Source organism: Streptomyces tatrensis (assembly GCF_049310065.1).
Lineage (GTDB): Bacteria > Actinomycetota > Actinomycetes > Streptomycetales > Streptomycetaceae > Streptomyces.
Window position 1 is genome coordinate 870,126 of the sequence record NZ_JBMDLB010000011.1, and the last position, 22,362, is coordinate 892,487.

General features: G+C 73.4%; 16 protein-coding genes, 1 pseudogene and 1 riboswitch. Of the genes and pseudogenes, 8 read left to right on the plus strand and 9 right to left on the minus strand.

Features of this window, described 5'->3' with window-relative positions:
- Nucleotides 1–225: 225 nt before the first annotated feature.
- Nucleotides 226–1,395, minus strand: a pseudogene (locus ACODT5_RS19610) (collagenase); the annotation flags it as partial.
- Nucleotides 1,396–1,933: 538 nt separating this feature from the next.
- Here ACODT5_RS19610 and ACODT5_RS19615 point away from each other — a divergent pair.
- Together ACODT5_RS19615 and ACODT5_RS19620 are read left to right on the plus strand one after the other, a co-directional pair.
- Nucleotides 1,934–2,815 carry a S1 family peptidase gene (locus tag ACODT5_RS19615; protein ID WP_422520612.1) on the plus strand — a complete coding sequence of 294 codons (882 nt, stop codon included), beginning with the start codon at nucleotides 1,934–1,936 and terminating at the stop codon, nucleotides 2,813–2,815.
- Nucleotides 2,816–3,119: 304 nt separating this feature from the next.
- Nucleotides 3,120–5,585, plus strand: coding sequence for an ATP-binding SpoIIE family protein phosphatase (locus ACODT5_RS19620; RefSeq protein ID WP_422520613.1), 2,466 nt, complete (start codon nucleotides 3,120–3,122; stop codon nucleotides 5,583–5,585).
- An 11-nt stretch (nucleotides 5,586–5,596) separates the two neighbouring features.
- On the opposite strand, the gene ACODT5_RS19625 is transcribed toward ACODT5_RS19620, so the two are convergent.
- On the minus strand, nucleotides 5,597–7,738 hold the full coding sequence (locus ACODT5_RS19625; RefSeq protein ID WP_422520614.1) for a hypothetical protein: 2,142 nt from the start codon (nucleotides 7,736–7,738) through the stop codon (nucleotides 5,597–5,599).
- A 244-nt stretch (nucleotides 7,739–7,982) separates the two neighbouring features.
- On the opposite strand from ACODT5_RS19625, the gene ACODT5_RS19630 reads away from it, so the two are divergent.
- Both ACODT5_RS19630 and ACODT5_RS19635 read left to right on the plus strand, forming a co-directional pair.
- Complete coding sequence (locus tag ACODT5_RS19630; protein WP_422520615.1) at nucleotides 7,983–9,002, plus strand: AraC family transcriptional regulator; 1,020 nt, start codon at nucleotides 7,983–7,985, stop codon at nucleotides 9,000–9,002.
- A gap of 58 nt (nucleotides 9,003–9,060) precedes the next feature.
- Nucleotides 9,061–9,124, plus strand: a riboswitch (guanidine-III (ykkC-III) riboswitch).
- A 75-nt stretch (nucleotides 9,125–9,199) separates the two neighbouring features.
- A complete protein-coding gene (locus tag ACODT5_RS19635) occupies nucleotides 9,200–9,679 on the plus strand; it encodes an Ohr family peroxiredoxin (RefSeq protein ID WP_422520616.1) in 480 nt (159 codons plus the stop codon).
- On the opposite strand, the gene ACODT5_RS19640 is transcribed toward ACODT5_RS19635, so the two are convergent.
- The 7 genes from ACODT5_RS19640 to ACODT5_RS19670 form a co-directional block, all read right to left on the minus strand.
- Nucleotides 9,669–11,006: an aldehyde dehydrogenase family protein gene (locus ACODT5_RS19640; protein ID WP_422524966.1), complete on the minus strand. Its 1,338-nt coding sequence runs from the start codon at nucleotides 11,004–11,006 to the stop codon at nucleotides 9,669–9,671. The genes ACODT5_RS19635 and ACODT5_RS19640 overlap by 11 nt on opposite strands.
- A 100-nt stretch (nucleotides 11,007–11,106) precedes the next feature.
- Entirely contained in the window at nucleotides 11,107–12,423 is a 1,317-nt protein-coding gene (locus tag ACODT5_RS19645; protein ID WP_422520617.1) for a flavin monoamine oxidase family protein, read from the minus strand.
- Between the two features lie 54 nt (nucleotides 12,424–12,477).
- The gene (locus ACODT5_RS19650; RefSeq protein WP_422520618.1) at nucleotides 12,478–13,581 is read right to left on the minus strand and encodes an ABC transporter ATP-binding protein; all 1,104 of its coding nucleotides are present in this window, start codon (nucleotides 13,579–13,581) and stop codon (nucleotides 12,478–12,480) included.
- Between the two features lie 5 nt (nucleotides 13,582–13,586).
- Nucleotides 13,587–14,417: an ABC transporter permease gene (locus ACODT5_RS19655; protein ID WP_422520619.1), complete on the minus strand. Its 831-nt coding sequence runs from the start codon at nucleotides 14,415–14,417 to the stop codon at nucleotides 13,587–13,589.
- Nucleotides 14,414–15,235 carry an ABC transporter permease gene (locus ACODT5_RS19660; protein ID WP_422520620.1) on the minus strand — a complete coding sequence of 274 codons (822 nt, stop codon included), beginning with the start codon at nucleotides 15,233–15,235 and terminating at the stop codon, nucleotides 14,414–14,416. Before ACODT5_RS19660 ends, ACODT5_RS19655 begins: the two co-directional genes overlap by 4 nt.
- Nucleotides 15,236–15,359: 124 nt before the next feature.
- Nucleotides 15,360–16,490, minus strand: coding sequence for a polyamine ABC transporter substrate-binding protein (locus ACODT5_RS19665; protein WP_422520621.1), 1,131 nt, complete (start codon nucleotides 16,488–16,490; stop codon nucleotides 15,360–15,362).
- Between the two features lie 63 nt (nucleotides 16,491–16,553).
- Nucleotides 16,554–17,843, minus strand: a complete 1,290-nt coding sequence (locus tag ACODT5_RS19670) for an aromatic ring-hydroxylating oxygenase subunit alpha (protein WP_422520622.1) — start codon at nucleotides 17,841–17,843, stop codon at nucleotides 16,554–16,556.
- A 404-nt stretch (nucleotides 17,844–18,247) separates the two neighbouring features.
- Here ACODT5_RS19670 and ACODT5_RS19675 point away from each other — a divergent pair, with 404 nt between their 5' ends.
- Genes ACODT5_RS19675 through ACODT5_RS19690 form a run of 4 tightly spaced genes read left to right on the plus strand, consistent with a single transcriptional unit; the run spans nucleotide 18,248 to nucleotide 22,346 of the window.
- Complete coding sequence (locus ACODT5_RS19675) at nucleotides 18,248–18,727, plus strand: hypothetical protein (RefSeq protein ID WP_422520623.1); 480 nt, start codon at nucleotides 18,248–18,250, stop codon at nucleotides 18,725–18,727.
- Nucleotides 18,724–20,031 (plus strand): NADH-ubiquinone oxidoreductase-F iron-sulfur binding region domain-containing protein, encoded by a 1,308-nt coding sequence (locus tag ACODT5_RS19680; RefSeq protein WP_422520624.1) that lies wholly within the window; start codon nucleotides 18,724–18,726, stop codon nucleotides 20,029–20,031. Before ACODT5_RS19675 ends, ACODT5_RS19680 begins: the two co-directional genes overlap by 4 nt.
- Nucleotides 20,032–20,041: 10 nt before the next feature.
- A complete protein-coding gene (locus tag ACODT5_RS19685; protein WP_422520625.1) occupies nucleotides 20,042–20,233 on the plus strand; it encodes a ferredoxin in 192 nt (63 codons plus the stop codon).
- Nucleotide 20,234: 1 nt separating this feature from the next.
- Complete coding sequence (locus ACODT5_RS19690) at nucleotides 20,235–22,346, plus strand: acetate--CoA ligase family protein (protein ID WP_422520626.1); 2,112 nt, start codon at nucleotides 20,235–20,237, stop codon at nucleotides 22,344–22,346.
- Nucleotides 22,347–22,362 lie beyond the last annotated feature (16 nt).

The following is a 22,362-nucleotide window of genomic DNA, read 5'->3' on the forward strand; positions in this document are numbered from 1 at the left end:
GCGCATCTGCGGGTGGGGCAGGAAGCCCGCCTGCCGGTAGCGGCGGGTCGCCCCGGGGTGCACCGAGTCCACCGGCCGGTGGACAAGCCTGCTGGTTCGCAAGCCCACCCGCTACGGGTATGCGCCGAACCGGACGTCAGCGACCGGACCCACGCGGTGGTCGTGACCATGCAGCGAGGACTGATGGTCCGGCGCTGACGTCCCTGCCGGGTCGCGGGGCGGAGATCAGCCCCGCAGCGGGCCCTCACAGGTGTAGGGCGAGGTGCCGGCGCTGCCCGCGATCGCGGCCGGTCCGAACCAGCAGTTCATGTCCTGGAAGTTGGTGCCGCTGCCGAGGGCGCGCTCGATCAGCCGGCTGTCGGCGGCAGCGGACATGTCCTTGAAGACCAGGTCCGGGTTGGTCGCGCCGCTCAGCGCGGTCGTCAGCTGCCCGGTGCACACGAATCGCCGGTTGGTGCCGGCGGCGCCCGTGTCCGTGCACTGCGGCGTGGTCCCGCTCGCCGCGGTGAGCGCCGACTGCACCTGGGCCGCGGTGTCATGGGTCAGGGTCCCGGTGGGCTGGAACGCCGTGTTCGGCACGTACAGTTCGCCGACCTTGGCGATCTGCTCGTCGAGGAAGGCGTCGTAGCCGCTCTGGACCGCCGCGTCGGCGCCGAGGCGACCCCGCCAGGCGTCGAAGCCGGTGACGTCGTTGGACCGCAGGAACCGGTACATGGCCTGGAGTTCGGAGGGCTTGTCCCGCCACAGGTACTCGTAGAAGGTGCCGGCGTAGTCGTAGAACCGGAAGCCGTCCCCGGCGTAGGTCGCGTGGAGGAGTTGGTCCACGGACATCCGCGGGCCGCCGGTCGCCGTGTCCTCGATGACCCCCTGGACCAGGGACTTGCGCACCGCGATCCCGTCGTCGCGGGTGGCGCCGTCGAAGAACTCCGCCGTCCCCTCGTCCATCGCCGTGGTCCGGTCACCGCTGTACCAGGCGCCGGAGCCGAAGGTGCCCGGGACGGCGAACCGGCCGTTCAGGTAATGGGCGTACTCGTGGCGGAACAGCTCTTCCAGGGTCAGGGAGGAGTCCTGGGGCACGCGCCGCTGGTAGGTGTAGAAGGTCGCCGTGGACTCGATGTACATGCCGCCGTTGTCGGTGCTCAGACCGGTGAGGACCGGCTGGTAGGCCACGTAGTCGGCGCGCGAGGCGTAGAGCACGATGTTGAGGCTGGCGTTGGTGTCGCCCGCGAGCGGCTGGTCGGTGCCGAGGACGCGGTGGAACTGCGTCTTGACCTGCTTGCTCGCGTAGTAGAGCTGGTCGACGGTGGCCCGGTCGAGCGCGGTGCGGACCTTGAGCGCGCCCTTGTCGTAGGTGTACGTGTACGGGAAGAGCCGCGCCTCCAGTTCGGCCTTGCACTTCGGCGAATGACAGGAGCCGCCGCCTGCGGCCTGGGTGGCGTTCGCGGCGGTGGCGGCCCGCTCCACCCGGTCGTGCTTGTCCCGGCCGGACGCGGACTTGGACTTGGCCGGCGCGGGTCCCGCCTTCGCCGCGGCAGCGGGTGCGGATGCCGGGGCGGGCACGGTGGCGGCCTGGGCCGCGGGGAGCGCGGACAGGGCGAGCGTCGCCGCTATCGCGGCGGTGAGCAGGGAAGTACGGACGGATCCGGGAGCGCGCAACGAGGTCTCCTGACAGGGCGGCAGGGGTGGATGAGGCAGTGACGCGTAACATAGCAATGTGAAATTGCACTGAGAACCCCCTAGGCGCCATGGGCTTTTCTCGGCCACGTGCACGCGGGGCGGGCCGGGCGGACGACCTCCGTCGGCGGCAGTCTTGTGCGCGACGGCGCGCCTCCACATACTTCACTGGCAGCGCCTGTCAGGGACACGCCAATCCCTGAATGCGCCTCACAGGGCCCCCAACCCCACGGGCCCCGACGCTCCGAGGAGGAGATCAGTGAGGATCACGCGCACCAGTTCCCCCACCCGCACAGCAAGGCGAGCCGCTTTCACCGCCGTGGCCACGGGCCTGCTGACGGCCGCCGCGCTCACCCTGCCCACCGCTCAGGCAGCCGCCCCGCAGTCCTTCGGGGCGACGCAGCTGGCCAAGGTCGACCAGGCCGTCCTGGGCGCCGAGGTCGGCGGCACCGCATGGCACGTGGACCAGGCGGCCGGCCGGGTCGTCGTGACGGCCGACAGCACGGTCTCGGCAGCCGACCTCGCGAAGATCAGAAGGGCGGCGGGGGCCGAGGCGGGTGCGCTGCGGATCGAGCGCACCCCGGGGAAGTTCACCCGGCTCCTGGGTCCGGGTGATGCCATCTACGGCGGCGGCTACCGCTGTTCGGCCGCCTTCAACGTCGTCAGCGGCAGCACGTACTCCTTCCTGACCGCCGGCCACTGCGGCAACGTGGTCAAGACCTGGTACACCAACTCCGCCCAGAGCACGCTGATCGGCCCCACCGTCGGGTCCAGCTTCCCGGGCAACGACTACGCGCTGGTCCGCTACGACAACGCCTCGCTCAGCCACCCCGGCGGCTTCACCGCCGCCAACGCCTACGTGGGCGAGCCCGTCAAGCGGAGCGGCTCCACCACCGGCACGAAGAGCGGTACGGTCACGGCCCTGAACGCCACCGTCCACTACAGCGGCGGCGGCACGGTGCGCGGCATGATCCAGACCAACGTGTGCGCGGAGCCGGGCGACTCGGGCGGCGCGCTGTACGACGGTACGAAGGCGCTCGGCATCACCTCCGGCGGCAGCGGCAACTGCTCGGTCGGCGGCACGACGTTCTACCAGCCGGTGCCGGAGGCCCTCGCCAAGTACCGGGTGTCCCTCCTCTGAGACCGGCCGGCACCGCCCCGGGGGCCCCGTCCCCCAGCAGCCCGGAAGGTGCCCGCCCCGGAGTCACATCCGGGGCGGGCACCGGTCTCTGGCCGTCCCCTCGGCCTGCGGGGTGCTCGCCACCGGCGTCTACGAGTGGCTGAATCGGCCCGACCGTGTCGGATCCGGGGAGAACCGGGACGCCCAGGCCTCCGCTGACGGCTGACACCCGTGAGCCGGTACCGGATGGCGTAGCGCCCCTGGCCCTCGTTGCGGACTTCGACCAGCATGGGCACAGCGGGACCGGCGGACGAGATGGGCACGCATGCGCGCCACTGAGGGCAACCAGGATTATCCCTTCGCTGTCACCAACACGGCCGCGGCGCTGCTGGACGGTGCCGGGACCGTCGTCGCCTGGACACCGGCCGCCGAAGCCCTGCTGGAGCGCCGGTCCGCAGACGTGTGCGGACGGCCGGCGCGGGAGCTCCTGGCCGACGCGGGCAGCTGGGCAGCGGTTCTGGCTCAGGGCGGGCAGGGCGGGCAGGGCGCAGCGGCTGGGTGGGAGGGCCGGGCCGTGCTGCGGCACGGGGCGGGAGGCGAGGTCGAGATCGGCTTCCGCGTCGTTCCGCTGAACGACGGCGCCTCTGGGAACCAGGCCCGCTGCCTCGTACTCGGCGCACCCCTGGAGCTCGTCGCCCGCTGGCGGCAGGACCACGCCTTCACGCACGAACTGTTCCTGCAGGGCCGCGTGGGCCTGGCCGTCTTCGACGCGGACCTGCGCCTGCTCCGGACGAACACGCACCTGCTGCCGTACACCGGGGTGCCCGTCGACCTGAGGGGCCGGCGCCTCGCCGACTTCCTGTGGGCCGAGGACGCGCGGATCATCGACGACCGGCTGCGGGAGGTGCTGCGCAGCGGGAGCCCCCTGATCGGTTTCAACGCGACCGCGCGCACCTTGGACGACTCGAGGGGCGGCCGGGTCGTGACCATCCAGGCGTTCCGGCTGCAGGAACCCGACGCCCGTCCGATGGGTGTGGCGGCGGTGTTCACGGACGTCACCGACCACGAGCGGTCGCGCGGGCGCCTGGACCTGCTGTACCGCGCGACGGGCGCGCTGGGCGGTTCGCTGTCCGTCCTGCGCACCGTCGAGGACCTGGTCAAGATCCTGGCGCCCGCCTTCGGCGATTGTGCCGCGGTGGATCTCGCGGAGACCGTTCTGACCGGCGGCGAGCCGGCCGCTGACGGGCATCCCGCGCGGCCCTTCATCCGGATGGCCGTCGCCGGAGCGGACGCGGACGTGCTGCGTACGGGTACGGCCCGCTTCGCCGCTCCCCTCGCGGCGGGCGCGCCCGAGCCGGCCGGACCCTTGGTGCGGGAGTGCCGGGGAGAGCTGGTCACCGGGCTCGGAACCCGTCCCACCGCGCCCCCGGGCGACGCCGCCCCGGAGTGGGCCACGGCCGTACCGGGTGCGCATTCGGCGATGACGGCGCCGTTGTGCGTGCGGGGCATCAGGTTCGGACGGATCACGCTCTGGCGCACGGGGAACGCTCCCCCGCTGGTCGAGGACGACCTGGTGCTTCTGGAGGAGATCGCCGCCCGTGCGGCCGTCGCCGTGGACAACGCGCGGCGGTACACCAAGGAACGCCGCACGGCCGTGGGCCTGCAGCGCAGCCTCCTGCCGCCGGCCACCTCGGAAACGCCCGCGCTGGAGGCCGCCGGCCTCTACCTGCCCGCCGACGCGGACAGCGGAGTGGGCGGCGACTGGTTCGACGTCATCCCCCTGTCGTCGGCCCGGGTCGCCCTGGTGGTCGGGGACGTCGCCGGTCACGGGCTGCACGCCACGGCCATGATGGGGCGCCTGCGCAGCGCCGTACGGGCGATGGCGGACCTGGAACTGGAACCCGAGGAACTGCTGGCGCACGTGGACGACATGGTCCTGCAGGTCGCCGCCGAGGCGGAGAGCGAGGACTCGGAGGACGGCGAGGCGGGCACGCTGCTGCGCGGCGGACCGGCCGGTGCCACCTGCCTGTACGCCGTCTACGACCCGGTGACCCACAGGTGCGTCATGGCGAGCGCCGGACACCCGCCGCCGGCCGTGGTCGGCCCGGACGGAACCGTGGAGTACGTCGAGCTGAGCCCCGGGCCGCCCCTGGGGGTCGGCGGCTGGCCCTTCGAGCCGGTCGAACGCGATCTGCCTCCGGGGAGCGTCCTCGCCCTGTACACCGACGGCCTGATCGAACGCGGAGCGGGGGACGTCGACGAGGGAATGCGCGACCTGGCGGAGCGCCTGCTGCGCGCGGACGTACTGGGCCGGCCGCTGCGCGAGGCCCGGCACGACATCGTGGAAGGGTTGCCGCCGGGCCGGCTGAAGGACGACGTCACCCTCCTGCTGGCCCGTACCCGGGCGGTGGACGACGCCTCCGTCGCGACCTGGGTGCTCGACGCCGACCCGGCGGTCGTCGGCGACGCGCGCCGACTCGTCCTGGACCAGCTGACCGCCTGGGACCTCGACGAGCTCGCCTTCAGCACGGAGCTCATCGTCAGCGAGCTGGTCACCAACTCCATTCGCCACGCCGGTGGTCAGGTCCGGCTCCGGCTGATCCGGGCGGACACCCTCACGTGCGAGGTCTCGGACTCCAGCAACACCCAGCCGAGGATGCGGCGTGCGAGGAGCGAGGAGGAAGGCGGCCGCGGCCTGTACATCGTCGCCCAGCTCTCGCACCGCTGGGGCAGCCGCTACACGGTGGGGGGCAAGACCGTCTGGTCCGAACAGGCCCTGCCCCCCGCTTGACGGGCCGGTCGCTACGGAGCGGCCGCCACCGGCATGACGTGGCCGAGCAGGCCCTCCTTCACGTAAGGCCCTTCACAGTCGGCCCTGTTGGAGACGAAGTGGTCGAACACGGAGGGTGCGTAGCACCGGTAGAGGGGCACCGATCCCGGCACCGCGCTGGTGTACACGTATCCGACCGCGCCGAGGGGCTGTTGGCCCTCGCATCCCGGGTCGCGGGTCAGCAGCGAGTGGTTCACCACCTTGCACTCGTAGAGCCGGACCGTGCCGGGCGCGGGGTCCCGCAGCACCTTCCACACCCCCTCGTGGGTGAACCCGGCGGGCAGGGAGCGTGAGGAGGCGAGGTGGCCGGCGTGGGGGCGGTGGCCGCGGACCAGCGGTACGTACGGGGTGGTGTGGCCGTCGGCTCCCTCCCAGGTGCGCAGGTATCCCTCGGCTCCCCGCATGAGCTCGTCCACCACGTCCTGGCCGCCGGTGACCCGGATGTCCTCGATCCAGTCGGGTACGAGGCCGTAGTGGGTGCCGCCGCCGTCGGTGTTGACGTCCCAGACGCGCGAGCCGGTGACCTGCCGGTCGAGGACGGAGCCGCCGTCGGGGCTGCGGAAGGGGTAGACGACGGGGTTCCCGGCCGCGGCCCGGGGGCCGGGGAGCCAGGCGAAGCCGTTCATGTCGGTGCCGATCCCGTACCCGGCTCCGTACGTGGCCCGCAGGGCGGCGTGCCTGCGCGCCTCGGCGGTGAAGGCGGGCGCCTCGTACATGTGGCCCGTGATGAAGCCGCCCAGGCGGTAGACCCGCTCGGTCCAGTTGTCGTCCATCCAGCCGTGGGTGGACAGCACGCCGGAGTAGCGTTCGGCTTCGAGCATGCGCAGCGCCTGGTTGGCCGCCTTGACGCTCATGTGGTCGATTTCCAGCATCATGTTGCGCTTGGTCATGCCCAGCACCGCGTACTCGCCCAGTGCGGTCAGGCCCCGGCGGTTGCACTGCGCGGCGGCGGCCTGCAAGGAGGCGCCGTAGTCGGGCAGTTCGACGCCTTCCGGCAGGGCGCTCCGGATCCGGGCCTCGGCCTCGGTATCGGCCCCGGAGGCTCCGGTGTCCTCGGCCGTCGCGGCGGCGGCCGCCTGTGCGTGGCCCGCCTCGTGGCCTTCGGCGGCGAGCCCGAAGCCGATCGGGTTGTCGTGCTCGGCGCCGGGGCAGGGCTCCGTGCTCCAGAAGGTGCCCGTCGACAGGAACTGGCCGACGTTGATGGCCATGCCCTGGGTGCCCGAGTCGAACCGGACGCCGCACAGGGCGTTGTCGAACTTGTGGCACAGGAACATGCTGCGCACGCCCAGCCGGTGCAGTTCGTCGAGTCCGCGGTCGATGTCGGCCATGGTGCAGCGGGCGCCGTCCAACACCTGCTTGCAGCCGAACGGTTCGGAGGCCTCCACCCCGAGGACCACGGCGAGCTTGCCCTCCTGGATGACCTTGCGCGCCTGGTCGGGCTCCGTGACGACCCGGAACCAGCCCTTGCCGGCGCCGCCGTACATGGCGTCGACGTGGTCCTGGAGCTCGTACGTCTTCTGGATCTGGAGCCTGATCGCGGTCATCTCGTCGCAGCCGCGGTCCTTGAAGAAGTAGAGGGAGCAGATGACGCCGTTGGTGACCATGTCGTTCACCAGGATCCGCTGGCCGCCCCGCCAGGCCCGCTCCACCCAGGCGTAGTACGTCTGCTGGTGGGTGGCGGAGTCGTGGGCCGGCCAGTCGCGGAACGTCGGCCAGCCGGTCGGGTCGTGCCGCCCGTCACCGCCCTTGGTGATCATGTCGAAGAGGGCGAGGACGCCGTTGGGGTAGTGCTCGGGGCAGTCCTTGAGGGCGTCCGCCGCCCCCGCCGGGGAGAAGACCTTTCCGCAGACCAGGCGTCCTCCGAAGCCCTCATCGGACATCAGGTGCACGTGCCCGTCGACGTATCCGCGGACCCGGCCCTGGGCGTCGGTGCCGGTGAACGGCTCCCCGGCGACGTTGACCTGCGAGTCGGGGGCCGGGCGGGCCACGGGCTCCCACCACCGCGTGCCCGCCGCCGCGCCGGCGGCCTGGGGGCCGAGCAGCAGGGCGACCAGCGCGAGGACCAGGCCGGTTACCAGGTACCGGCTTCGCCCGAGGGCTCTTCGTCGGTTCATCCCCATCCCTCTCTCCTTCACGATGCGTTCATGACAAGACATGACAAGGGCGCGGCAGGGGCGCCGCACGGGCACGACAGGAGCCCGGCAGGGGCGCGGACCAGGGCCGAAGGCCGACCTTAGGAGCTGCCCGCGGCGCCGTCATTCACCCCGGCGGCCAAGGCGTTGACTCTCCGGACCGGCACCCGGCGCCGCCCCGCGGGCGGTGTTGACGGGGACGGTGCGCCCGCATTGACTGACCGACGTGTCAGCCAACGAGCCGCCCCTCGTCACCGCGTGCTACGCCCTCGCCGTCCTGAGCGCCACGGCGGAGGGCGCCGGCGGGCCGGCTCCCCGGGCCTCCCCCACGGACCGGCCGGACTTCGGCGAGGTGCGCGCGCTGTGGGACGAAGTACTCGCAGCGGTGGGCGCCGGCCCGCACACCGGGCTCCTCGTGGGCGACCGCATCAGGCCCGAGGGCCTGCACATCCTGGGCCACCTCGTCCTCACCTGCGCCAGCCTCGCGGACGCCGCGCGGGCGGCCGAGCGCTACCACCCGCTGGTGAGCCGGTCGGGCCGGGTGACCCTGGACCGCCAGGGCGGCGTCGGCCGGGTCTGCTACCGGCCGGCCGCCGGCCCGGCGGCCATGCACCCCCAGCGGGTGGAGGCGATCGTCAGCAGCATGGTGCGGGCGGGCCGCTGGATCGCCGGCGACGGCTGGGCGCCCGTGGCCGTGTCGTTCGCCCATCCCCGCCGGGGCTCGGCGGAGCCCTACGCCCACGTCCTCGGCTGCCCCGTCACCTTCGGCGCCGCGGAGACCGCGATCACGGTCGCCGACGCGGACCTCGACCGGCGCCGCCCCCTCTACGACCCGGCGCTCAACGCCCTGCACCGGGCCTACGCCGACCGGCTCCTGCACCGGCTGTCCGCGGCGGTGACCGTCGCCGAGCGCGTACGGCAGTGGCTGGAGGGCGCAGCGCTCGCGGACGCGGTCATCGAGGGACCCGCCAGGGAGCTCAGCCTCGGCGTCCGGACCCTGCGCAGGGCCCTGCAGGCGGAGGGCACCTCGTGGCGCGCGCTCCTCGACACCGCCCGCCACGGCCGGGCCGGGCGGCTGCTGGAGACCACGGACCTGCCGCTGGACCGGATAGCGCCGCTCGTCGGCCTGAGCGGTGCGACGGCCCTGGTCCGCGCCTTCAACAGGTGGGAGGGCATGCCTCCGGGGGCGTACCGGAGCCGGTACCGGCCCGCGTCCGCGGATCGCGACGGGGCCGGCCGCGGGTGAGGAGGGTCACCGCGGGCGGCGCCCCGGAGGGCCGTCCGCGTTGCTAGATTGTCCGGCGGCCGACGCGAGACCCGAGGCCCCGGACGAGATGCGCCGTACCCGGTTACGCACGACGACGCGCGAGGTGCCGCACGAGCGGCGCCTTCCGCTGTCCGCACCCGGGCAGCGTCCTCGTCGAGCAAGATGGGCCGTACGCCATGACCGCGCCACTCACCCGCAGCCTGTACCGGACGACCGCGCACGCCGCCGGGGGACGTACCGGATCCGTCCGCACCGACGACGGGCGCCTGGACGTCCGCCTGGCCCCGCCGCGCAAGAAGGTCCCGGGCACCACCAACCCCGAGCAGCTGTTCGCGGCCGGTTTCGCCGCCTGCTTCACCTCCGCGCTCGCGGAGGTCGCCGCCGAGTTCGGGGCGGACGCCTCCGCCGCGCGCGTGGCGTGCGAAGTGCAGCTCGGCACCACGGACACGCCTGCCGGCTACGGCCTCGCGGTGGCCCTCACCGTCAGCCTCCCCGGCTGGCGGGCGGCGGACCTCCAGCCGCTGCTGCACCGGGCGGACGCGGTCTGCCCCTACTCGCAGGCGGTACGCGGCAACGTACCGCTGACGCTCCTGGCCCTGGACGACCCCGGTCACGACCCCGCCCCCGGTGAGGCGGAGCCCCCGCTCACAGCATGACGTGCTTGACCTGGGTGTAGTCCAGGAGACCGGACAGGGAGAGGTCGCTGCCGTAGCCCGAGTGTTTGACTCCGCCGTGGGGCATCTCGGAGACCGTGGTGCCGTGGGTGTTCACCCAGACGATTCCGGTGTGCAGGGAGCGGGTGGCGCGCATCGCGCGGTCGTGGTCGGTGGTCCACACGCTCGCGGCCAGGCCGAAGCGCACCCCGTCGGCGAGGTACAGGGCCTCGGCCTCGTCGGCGAAGGGCTGGACGGTCACTACGGGTCCGAAGATCTCCTCCTGCACGATCTCGTCGTCCTGGCGGACGCCCGCGACGACGGTGGGTTCGTGGAAGAAGCCGGGGCGCGGGAGCCGGCTGCCGCCGGTGACGATCCCGGCATGGGGCGGCAGACGGTCCAGCAGCCCCTGTACGGAGGCCAGTTGGGCGGTGTTGTTGAGGGGGCCGAAGTCGGCGCCCGCGCGGAGCCCGGCTGCCTCGGCGGCGAAGGCCGCGAGGAACGCGTCGTGGATCCGGTGGTGGACCAGGAGCCGGGTGGGCGCGGTGCAGTCCTGGCCGGCGTTGTAGTAGGCGACCGCGGCGAGGGCGGCGGCGGTGGCCTTCACGTCCACGTCCTCGTGGACGATGACGGGTGCGTTCCCGCCGAGTTCCAGGTGGACGCGCTTGAGGCCGGCCGCGGCGGCCGCCGCGATCTCCTGTCCGGCCCGGACGCTGCCGGTGACGGCGATCAGGGCGACCGCCGGATGGGCGGTGAGGGCGCGGCCGGTGTCGCGGTCTCCGCAGACGACGTTGAGCACGCCCGGCGGCAGGTGTTCCGCGGCGATCCGGGCCAGGAGCACGGACGAGGAGGGGGTGGTGTCGGCGGGCTTGAGCACGGTGGTGTTTCCGGCGGCGATGGCCGGAGCGATCTTCCAGGCGGCCATCATCAGCGGGTAGTTCCAGGGGGTGATCTGGGCACAGACCCCGACCGGTTCGCGGCGCAGCAGGGAGGTGCGGCCCTCGGTGTACTCGGCCGCGGCGGCGCCGGGGAGGTTCCGCGCGGCTCCGGCGAAGTAGCGGACGGCGTCGGCGATCGCGGGCAGCTCGTCGTCCCGGAACTGCTCGGCGGGCTTGCCGGTGTCCCCGGTCTCGGCGGTGGTGAAGGCCTCCGCATGCGCCTCGATGGCGTCGGCGATGCCGAGGAGAGCCCGCTGCCGCTCTGCCGGGGTGGTGGTGGACCAGTGCCCGTACGCGGCCGCCGCGGCGAAGCAGGCCGCGTCCGTGTCGGCGGGGCCCGAGCGCGGGGCGTGGCGGTGCACGCGGCCGGTGGCGGGGTCGGTGAGGGTCATGGTCGCGCCCGAGGCGGCGGGCCGGTCCACTCCCCCGATGTGGTTGTGCAGGGGCGGCCCGACAGGGTGGTGCGGGGGCTCCACGGGGTCGTGCGCGGTGTCAGCCACGGCGCAGCGCCTCCTCGGCGGCGGCGCGTCCGGTGCGGACGGCGCCCTCCATGTAGCCGGCCACCCACTGGTCGGATCCGCAGACGTAGAAGGGGGGTTCGTGGGTGCCGTGCCGGGGGCCGACGGCCATGACGTCTCCGGGGGTCCACTGGGTGACGTACCCCTGGGTCCACGGGTCGGTGCCCCACATGCGGGTGAACGTGGCGATCGGCCGGTACGCCTCGTCGCCGTAGAGGCGCGCGATGTCGGCCAGCAGTTCGGCGGTGCGCAGGGGGGCGGGCATGCCGAGGAGGACGCCGTAGCGTTCCGGCGGGACGAGGGCGGAGAGGATGCCCTCGCTCTGCGGCCAGGTGCTGCCGAGGACCCCTTCGCTTTCGGAGAGGCCGCTGAGGCCCCGGTCGCGCCAGAAGGGTCTGGCGTAGGCGGCGGTGAACTTGGCGGCGAGGGCGTGGCGTTGGCGGTGCAGGGAGGAGAGCCGCTCGTCGGACACCCCGGTGACGGCGACCGAGCGGAGCGGGCCGGCCGGGAGGGCGCTGACCACGGCGGCGGCGGTGAGGGTTTCGCCGCCGGCCAGGCGTACGGAGCTGCGGCCGGGCCGCCGTATCGCGACCTCCTCGACGGGTGAGCCCGTACGGATCCGGCCGCCGAGGGACTCGGCCATGCGCAGGGCCACGGTCGCCGAGCCCTCGGCGACGCGCAGGCCCTCCCACGCGTCGTACTCGTAGTGGCCGGTGCCGGGTACGGCGGCGTGTTTGCGGAGGGCCGCCAGCAGGGAGGTCCGTTCGCACGAGCCGTCGGCGAGGGCGAGTTGGCCGATCTCCCACAGGCGTACGACGGCCGGGGTGGCGCCCTGGGCGCGGAGCCAGTCGCCGACGGACAGCCGGTCGAGGTGCGCGGCCTCGGGATGGGACCAGGGGTCGGCCGGGTCGACGGTGGTGGCGAGCCCCGTGAAGGCGGCGGTGACCTTGGCATGGCAGGCGTCGTCGCCGGGGCCGAACCAGTGGGGCGGGTCCGTGGCCGAGACCCCTTCGGGGGTGGCGCGGACGAGGGCGCCGGGCTCGGCGACGTAGCTGGGGACCAGGGTGAGGCCCAGCTCCGCCGCCAGGGTGGTGTAGGCGGTGTGGGCCCGGCCCACCACCTCCCCGCCGAGCTGGACCAGCCGGCCGTCGGGGAGGGTGGTCTGCTCGACGCGTCCGCCGACGCGGGCGCGGGCCTCGACGACGAGGACGTCGGCCCCGCCCGCGGCCAGGTCGCGCGCGGCGGCGAGACCTGCCAGTCCGGCGCCGAGCACGATGACGTCGTGGTTCATGGGTGTGCTTCCTTCGGTCGGTGCCGGATGGCAGCGGAGCTCTGGGGGGAGCGGTCAGTCGAGGACCAGGCAGTGTTCGGGGTTCCAGCCGATCTCGACCCGCTCGCCGCCGCTCCAGCGGTCCTCCATGCGGGAGCGGACGGTGTTCTGCTCCAGGACGGACACCGTGACGCCCGGGGCCAGTTCGATGAGGTAGGTGGTGGTCGGGCCGGAGTACACGGTCTCCCGGACGACTCCGCTGACCTGGGCCATGCCCGGTTCGAAGCCGGAGAGCCAGATCTTCTCGGGGCGGATCGAGAGGCTGACCCGGCTGCCGTCGGGGACGCCGGACCGGGTGCCGACGGGCAGGGCGGGGCCCTGGTCGAGGAGGACACGGCCGGAGCGGTAGGTCCCCGGGACCAGGTTGGAGGTGCCCATGAAGGAGGCGACGAAGCTGCTCGTGGGGCGTTCGTACACGTCCTCCGGTGTGCCGCACTGCTCGATGCGGCCCTCGTTCATGACGGCGAGGCGGTCCGACATGGTCAGGGCCTCGTCCTGGTCGTGGGTGACGAAGACGAAGGTGATGCCGACTTCCCGCTGGATCTGCTTGAGCTCGACCTGCATCCTGCGGCGCAGTTTCAGGTCGAGGGCGGCCAGCGGCTCGTCCAGGAGCAGGACTTGGGGCCGGTTGACCAGGGCGCGGGCGAGGGCGACGCGCTGGCGCTGGCCGCCGGAGAGCGTGGGCGGTTTGCGGCCGGCCAGTTCCCCGAGCTGTACGAGGTCCAGCATGTCGCCGACGCGTTGGCGGATCTCGGCGCGGGGGACGCCGCTGCGCTTGAGGCCGAAGGCCACGTTGTCGGCGAGCGAGAGGTGGTCGAAGAGGGCGTAGCTCTGGAAGACGGTGTTGACGTTGCGCTTGTTGGGCGGCAGACCTGTGACGTCCTCGCCGTCGAGCAGGACGCTGCCGTCCGTGGGGTCGATGAAGCCTCCGGTCATGCGCAGCAGGGTGGTCTTGCCGCAGCCGGAGGGGCCGAGGAGGGAGAAGAACTCGCCCGGGGCGATGTCGAGGGTGACGTCGTGGACGGCGTAGGCGTCCGTGTTGCGGTACTGCTTGGCGACCCGGTCGAGGCGGACGGCGGGGTGCGCGTCCGCGGGCGGATCGGGGTTCGGGTGCTGCATGGGTGTCACTTCCCCGGGAGCAGGTCGAGGCCGCCCCGGCGGCCGAAGAGGCGCGGGATGGCGAGGGCGAACGCGATGAGGGCGATGGAGCCGACGAGCATCAGGGTGCCGACGGCGTTGATGGTGGGCTGGACGCCGAACCTGATCGCCGAGTAGATGCGGACGGAGAGCGGTTGCGGGTCGACGCCGGTGGTGAAGTAGGCGAGGACGAAGTCGTCGAAGACCAGCGCGAAGATCAGTACCCCGGACGCGAGGATGCCGGGGAGCAGCGCGGGCAGGGTCACCAGCCGCAGGGCCTGTCGGCGGGTGGCTCCGAGGTCCATCGCCGCCTCCTCGACCTCCGGGTTGAGGGCGGCGATGCGGGAACGCAGGATGACCGTGACGTAGGAGATGGAGAAGGTGATCTCGGCGAGCATCACGGTGGCGGTGGACAGGGTGATACCGAGGCCCTTGAAGAGCATCATCGCGGCGACGCCGGTGACGATCTCCGGGGTGATCAGCGGTACGAGCATGACCAGGCCCGCGAAGGAGCCGAGACGGCCGCGGCCGCGGACCAGTCCCAGGGCGAGGGCCACTCCGAGGACGAGCGAGGCGGCCATGGCGACCAGGGACACCCGCAGGCTCATGCCGAGCGAGCCGATGAGCGCGTCGTCGCGGAGGAACGCGGCGTACCAGCGCAGGCTCGCCCCTTCGAAGACGGTGAGGGACTTCTGCGCGTTGAAGGAGAACAGGACGACGACGCCGACGGGGAGGTAGAGCAGCGCGAAGAAGACCGCGGTGACGGCGATGGCGAACCGGGGCCGGCGTTCGGCTCCGCGGCGGCGGCGCGGGGTCATCGGACCGCCTCCGCCTCGTCCTTGCGGGTGCGCCTCAGGTAGCCCAGCATCCCGAGCAGCAGGACCCCCATCAGCAGGATGGTCAGGGCCGAGCCGAGCGGCCAGTTCTGGCCCTGGAAGAACTTGTCCTGGATCAGGTTGCCGATCATGATCTGGTCGGGGCCTCCCATGAGCTGTGCGCTGACGAAGTCGCCCATGGCGGGCAGGAAGACGAGGACGCAGCCGGCGGCCGCGCCCTGGCGGGTGGCGGGCACGGTGACGAAGAGGAAGGTCCTCAGGGGGCCGCCGTAGAGATCGCGTCCGGCCTCGATGAGCGAGGTGTCCATGCGCTCCATGGCCGCGTACAGCGGGATGATCATGAAGACGACGAAGCCGTAGACGAGTCCGGCGACGACCCCCGGGCCGGTCTGGAGGATCTTGGTGTCGCCGTCGGCGAGGCCGAGCGCGCGCAGGGCCCTCAGCGCTGGTCCGTCGTCGGAGAGCACGACGGACCAGCCGTACATCCGCACCAGGTAGTTGGCGAAGAACGGGACGACGATCGCGGCGATCAGCAGGTTCTTGAAGCGGCCGCCGCGCAGGGCGATGGCGTAGGCGACGGGGTAGGCCACGGCCAGGCAGATGAGGCAGGTGATCAGCGCGTAGCCGAGCGAGCGCAGCAGGACGGTGCGGTACGCCGGATCGGCGAGCGCGGCGAAGTTCTCGAAGTTGAGCCCGAAGCGCGGGTTGCCGAGGGGGTCGGTGGTGCCGAAGGCGAGGGTGGCGACCAGGAGCAGGGAGGCGAGGAGGAAGCCGGTCATCCACAGGGTGCCGGGGAGCATGAACCAGGTCCACAGCCTCGCCTCCGACCGGGCCCGTCCCCCGCGCGGCGGACGGGCCGGGCCGGATCGGCCCTGCGGATCCCGGGGATCCTCCCGTAGGTCCCGGGGGTCAGGTCGTGCCATGTCAGCCGGCCTTCACAGCGGTCCAGGCGGCGTCGCGGTGCTGCTCGCCCTCCGCCGTGCCGTTGCGGAAGTAGAGGTCGTCCTTGAGGTCGGCCGCCGTCACCTGGCACTGGGGGAAGGGCTCCACGAGCGCGGTGTACGTGTCCTCGCTGCCGCGGACCGGCATGGGGTAGCCGATGTACTCGATGTTCTTCTTCACGTTCTCGGGGCGGAGCATGTAGTCGATGAAGAGCATCGCGGTGCCGGGATGCTGCGCGTTGGCGGGGATGGCGTAGCAGTCGGAGTTGACGGGGGCGCCCTCGCGGGCGACTTCGAAGCCGAAGACGGCGGGGTCCTCCGCCTGGGCGAGCATGGCGGCCATGTCCCCGCTCCACGCCTGGGTCATGTCGGCATTGCCGTTGAGCAGGTTGTTGTAGCTGTCGCTGGAGAAGCCGCGCAGGCGGGGGCGGAGCGAGCGCAGGGTGTCGGTGACGCGCGCGAGCTCGTCCTGGTCGTCGGTGGTGAGGCCGAGGCCGAGCTTGAGCGCGCCCATGCCGAGCACCTCGTCGCGGTCGTCGAGCACGAAGACCTTGCCCTTGGCCTGCTCGTTCCACAGGTCGTCCCAGGAACCGGTCAGGTCGCCGAGCCGGTCGCGGCGCCAGCCGATGCCGGTCTTGTACATGGTGAACGGCACGGTGTGCCGGGAGCCGGGGTCGTACCAGGGGTCGGCGAAGTAGTCGTAGCCGCCGAACACGGCCTCGGCGTTCTTCAGCCGGGTGTGGTCGATCGTCCGCAACCTGCCCCCGGTGGCGAGGCGTTGGGACCATTTCGCCGTGGGGAAGATGATGTCGTACTGGTTCCCGGAGTTGAGCTTGGCGGCCATGCCTTCCATCGAGTCGAAGTTCGACTGGACGACCTTGACGCCGTACTCCTTCTCGAAGCCTTCGAAGACGGCCGGGTCGACGAAGTCGGCCCAGTTGAAGTAGACGAGGTCGCCGTCGACCTTGACGTCGATCGGCGTCTCCCCGGCCGCTTTGCCGGCCGGATCGTCATCGGACGCGAATCCGCAGCCCGCTGCCGCGAGGCCGAGGGCGGCGGCGGTGCCGGCGCGGAGGAGGGAGCGTCTGGACAGGGGGTGTGCCTCGGGGGACATGCGGGGTCCTCTCCGTAGGGGGCCGTGGGGCGGGGAGTGAACGAAAGGTGCCTCAGGGGTGGTTCAGCGCTCGGTGTCGGCCGGGGCGGGATCGGTGCCGTCCGGGGCGGGATCGGTGCCGGGAGGGGCGACGGCGGGAGCGGCACCTGCGGCCAGGTCCGCTCGGATGCGGCCCGCGAACCAGGCGACCGCCGACTCGCGGCGGGACAGCGGGCCGGGCTCGAAGCCGGGGGTGGAGAGCCCCTGCTGCACGCGGGCGACCAGCTCGACGTCCTCGTCGTTGGTGATCCAGCCGATGTGGATGTTCAGGCGGCGGGCGAGGCGGGTGCGCAGGCTCGTGCCGCGCCGGGTGTAGAACGCGCCGGGGACGGCCACCCGGTCCACCGCCGTCGGGATCGCCGTCCAGGCCAGGACGTGGTCGGGGTAGAAGTCGATCAGGGTGTTCGGGTAGATGACCGCGTACCTCCAGACCCGCCGGTCGGCTTCGGCGAGGCCGGGCATGGGGGCGGCGATGCGCTGGTAGAGGCGCTCGGCCCAGTTCGAGGACGGCTTGTCCCTCAGGGGCGAGGCGAACAGTGCGTAGGACTCCTCGATCTCGCAGGTGTACGCCTGGTAGTCGAGCAGCCGCATCAGGCCGGGGTGGGCCACCGGCACGTGGTAGCCCTCCAGGTAATTGTCGACCGTCACCTTCCAGTTGGCCTCCTGCACCTCGGCTCCGGCCAGGTCGTGGATCCGTGCGCGGCCGACCGGGACCAGTCCGGCGCCCGCGTAGTGGCCGACTGCCTCGGCGAGCCCGGCGCACTGCCGCGCCAGGGGAACCGCGTCGAGGTCGAGGTTGACGAACACGAAGCCGAGGAAGGATTCGACGCGGGCCGGGAACAGGCCGAGCGCGGGCTTGTCGAGGCAGGGGATCTGGCGCGCCTCCGGGGCTCCGACCAGGCTTCCGTCGAGGCGGTAGGTCCAGCCGTGGTAGGGGCAGCGGATCGCCTTGCCGGCCGGTTCGGGGGCCGTGACCAGGCGTGTTCCGCGGTGGCGGCACACGTTGAGGTGGGCGGCGAGGGCGCCGTCCTCGGTGCGGACCACGAGCACTTCGCGGCCCGCGACGGTGGCGGCGAGCCGGGCGCCCGGGTTCGGCAGGTCGGACTCGTGACAGACGAGCTGCCAGGCCTTCGCGAAGACGTTCCGGATCTCCTCGGCGGCCGTGTCGGGATCGGTGTAGTAGCGGGCCGACAGGGCCGGCCCGGGGACGTCCGGGACCGTTTGGCGGTCCGCGGCCGGCTGGTCGGGCGGGACCTGCTCGTCGGGCGGGACCGGCTGGTCGGCCGGGGGCTTCTCGGGGGCTCTGGAGTGCATCGGGTGACTCCTCCGTACCGGCGGTGAGGCGATCGGTCTCGGCGGCGGACAGCGAGACGGCACAGCGGTGGGCAGCGGGCCGGGGCGAACACCCAGGCCTTGCTGACCGATTGGACAGCCAGATTGCTGGCTGATTTCCGCCGGGTCAAGACTTGTACGCTGACCGATCGGTCAGCTAGCGTAATTCTCGTCGCTGCACCGGTGTTCATCCTCTTCTGAGCCTTTTGTCTGGCCGAATGCAGCCCCGCCGCCCGGGCACCCGCCCGGGCCCGCACCCCCACTCCATCCCTCCCTGCCGCACGCCATCGGCGCCCCCGCGGTGAACCCCGGGCATCCCACCCCGCCCCCGGTCCCCCGTCACCGGCCCGTCGCTCGCGGCACCCCCACCCCTCCCGGAGGCACGCATGAGCGGTCGTCGGCGTCTGGACTGGCTCGGGCTCACCCCCGAACCGGAGCGGGAACTACCCGCTGCGGTCGCCGCCCTGCGCGCCTCCTCACACCGTCCGGGGCGTACGGGGCCCAGTGCGGCCAACGGGCTCACCGGGCCCACCCACCCCCTGGATCCCGAACCGCCCCCGAAGCTGGTGGCCTCGGAGCGGCGCCGCCTGGAGCGCCTGGTCCTGCGCGGCAGCCGGCGCGACTGGCTGCGCTACCTGGCCGAAGTCACCGCGCTGGTCACCGCCGTTGCCAACGGCGCCGGGCAGGGCGGCAGGGGCGGCAGCCCGGCCGCCGCCCTGCTCGCCGGCGAGGTGGTCCTCGACCACCACCGCATGCTCATCGGCCTCCCGGGAACGGGATACGTCCGAACCGCCGTGGACCGCGCCGCACTCGAGGGCGCCGTACGGGCCCTGCGCGCCAACTCCAGTACAGGAAACAGCAGATGACCACGATCCGATTCCCAGCGGGGCCGTCACCGGGCTCCGTGCTCGGAGCCGCGCCGGACGCGGCGGAGGACGCCGGGGCGTACCTCGCCACCGGCGGCTACGCCGACGCCACCGGCCCGGACGAGCTGCTGCGCCACCTCGCCGCATCCGGTCTGCGCGGGCGCGGCGGGGCCGGCTTCCCGGCCGCCGTCAAGCTGCGTGCCGTCCGCGAGCGCGGCGGCTCCCCGGTGGTGGTGGCGAACGGCGAGGAGGGCGAGCCCGGTTCGGTCAAGGACCGCTGGCTGCTGCGCGCCAGGCCCCATCTGGTCCTCGACGGCCTCGCCCGCGCCGCCGCGGTCACCGGCGCCGTACGCGGCTACGTCTACCTCTCGGACCCGGTGGCCGCCGACCGCGTCCGCCGGGCCCTCGCCAAACGGGAGCCGTACCTTCCCGTCGAGGTCGTCGAGACCGCCCACACGTACGTCGCCGGGGAGGAGAGCGCGGTCGTCCGCCGGATCGACGGCGGCCCGGCCCTGCCCACCGCCAAACCGCCCCGCCCCTTCGAGCGCGGGGTCGGCGGCGCACCGACCCTGGTGTCCAACGTCGAGACGCTCGCCCGCATCGCCCTCACCGCCGCCCACCCCGGCCTCCGGCAGTCGATCGCCCGCTCCACCCTGGTGACGCTGTCCGGCGGGAGCGCGGCCCCCCTCCTCACCGAAGTCCGCTACGGCGTCCCCCTGCGCACGCTGGCCGCCGAGCTCGGCGGCCCCGACCCGGCCGGAGCCCTGATGGGCGGCCTGTTCGGCGGACTCGTCGACGCCCGCGCCCTGGACCTCCCCCTCGAACCGGGCGCGCTCGCCGCGGCGGGCACGGCACTGGGCTGCGGAGCGATCCGCTTCCTCGCCGCCGGGGCCTGCCCGGTGGGCACCGCCGCCGACGCCGTGGGCCACCTCGCGGCGGAGAGCGCACGGCAGTGCGGGGTCTGCGTCTCGGGCACCGCGGCGGTCCGCGACGCCGTGTACGCCCTCGCCGCGGGCGCCGCCCCGCCCGGCACCCCCGCCCGGTTGGAGCGGTGGTCGCTGGGGCTGCGCGGGCGCGGCGCGTGCGGCCTGCTCGACGCCGCCGCCGGCATCGCCGGCAGCCTGCTGACCGCCTTCCCCGGATCCGTCCGGTCCCACCTGCGGGAGCCCTGTCCACGCTGCGCCGCCGCCCTGCCCGGCCGTGGCCACGGGGGTCGCCTCGCCGTGGCCGTACCGGAGGTCGCCGACCCGGCCGCAGACGACGCGGCCATGGACGACGCGTCGTACCCCGCTTGCCCGTGCTGAAAGGAACACCGTGAAACTCCTGCTGGACTCCACCCGCTGCCAGGGCTACGGACTGTGCCAGGAACACGCACCCCACCTGGTCGAACTCGACGAGTGGGGCTACGCGAAGGTCATCGCCGTCGCCGTGGCGCCCGGCGCCGAGGAAGCGGCGCGCGCCTGCGCCGCGAGCTGCCCCAACTCCGCCCTCCGAGTGGATAAGTGACATGGGACGCGATCTGACGGCTCTCTTCGACCCGCGCTCGGTCGCCGTGGTCGGCGCCAGCGACGACCCCGCGAAGTACGGCCACGCGGTGGCCTCCCAGGCGCTGCGCGCCGATGGCCGGCGCCCGGTGCACCTGGTGAACCGGCGCGGCGGCACCGTACTCGGCAGGCCGGCGGCCCCGTCCCTCGCCGCGATCGGCGAACCCGTCGAGCTGGTGGTGATCTCCGTCCCCGGCAGCGGCTTCGAGGCGGCCGTGGAGGACGCCCTGGCCTGCGGGGCGAAGGCCATCGTCGGCATCACCGCCGGCTTCGCCGAGGCCGGCCCGGCGGGAGCGGCCCGCCAGCGCGCGGTCGTCGCCCGGGTCCGGGAGGCCGGAGCCGTGCTCGTCGGCCCCAACTGCCTGGGCATCGCCGACAACACGACCGAGCTGTACCTCGCCTCGGACCGTTTCGCGCCCGGCGGCACCGCCCTGCTGAGCCAGAGCGGCAACCTCGCCCTCGAACTGCAGCTGCGCGGCGCTCCGCACGGCCTGGGCTTCTCCCGGTTCGTCTCCCTCGGCAACCAGGCCGACGTCACCCTCGTCGACCTCGTCGAGGACTGCGCCCGCCACGAGGCCACCAGCGCCATCGCCGTGTACGCCGAGGACTTCGGCGACGGCAGGGCCTTCGCCACGGCCGCCGCCGCGGCGGGCAAACCGGTGGTCCTGCTCACCGCCGGGCGCGGCTCCGCCTCCGCCCGCAGCGCCCGGTCGCACACCGGGGCGCTCACCACCTCGGCCGACGTCGTGGCCGCCGCCTGCCGCGACGCGGGGGTGGAACTCGTACGCACGCCGCGGGAGATGACCGTCGTACTGGCCGCCGTGAGCAGCCGGCCCGGACCTCGTACGGGAGGCCGCCGGACCGCGGTCTTCACCGACGGCGGCGGACACGGGGCCATCGCGGCCGACGCCGCCGAGGACGCCGGTCTCCACGTACCGGAGCTCGCGGAGGCGACCCAGGCGGGGCTGCGGACCGTGCTGTGGCAGCAGTCCGCGGTCGGCAATCCGGTCGACCTGGCGGGGATGGGCGAGCAGGAGCCCCTCTCGTACGCCGACGGGGTCGGGCACCTGCTCGCCGCCGAGGAGGTCGACGCGGTCCTGATGACGGGCTACTTCGGCGGGTACGCCGCGTCCGACGGGGGTCTGGGCGGCGGCCAGGCGGGCGGCTCCGTGCTCGCGGAGGGCGAGATGCGGGCCGCCGAGAAGATCGTCACCCACCTCGCGGAGTCGCCGAAGCCCCTGGTGGTGCAGTCGATGTACCCCGGCTCGCCGAGCTGCCGGGTGCTGGCCTGGGCCGGGATACCGGTGTTCGCCGCCACCGAGGACGCCGCCCGCGCGCTGTCGGCGATGACCGGCCGGGCCGCGGGTTCCGCACCGCAGCCGCAGACGCCGCCCGCGCTGCCCGCGCTGCCCGCGCTCGCCGCCCTGCCCCCCGCCGCCGCGCCGCTGCGGAACCCGGGGTACCACCGGGTGCGCGGGCTGCTCGGCGCCGCCGGCGTGCCGTTCCCGGCCGCCCGTGAGGTCAGCGACGAGGCCGGAGTACGGGCCGCGGCCGCGGAGTTCGAGGGCCCGTACGTACTGAAGGCCCTGCACCTCCTGCACAAGTCCGACGCGGGTGGCGTGGCGCTGCGCCTAGCCGACCGGGACGCGCTCCTCGCCGCCTACCGGGACATGCGCGCCCGGCTCGGTGCCGGCTCGTACTCGGTCGAGGCGATGGCGGACCTCTCGGACGGCGTCGAGCTGATCGTGGGCGTGAACCACGACCCCCGCTTCGGACCGGTGGCCATGGTCGGGCTCGGCGGGGTCCTCACCGAGACCCTGCGCGACGTGGCCTTCGCGCTGGCGCCCGTACCGGCGCGGCGGGCCGAGGAGTTGCTGCGGGGGCTGCGGAGCGCCGCCCTGCTCGCGGGTGTCCGCGGCCGGCCCGCCGTCGACGTCGCCGCCGCGGCCGCCGTGATCGAACGCATCACGACGGTGGCCGCCGCGCATCCGGAGATCGCCGAGCTGGAGGTCAACCCGCTGCTGGTCCGCCCGGACGGCGCCCTGGCGCTGGACGCACGGGCCGTCCTGGGCTGACCCGTCCACCACTCCC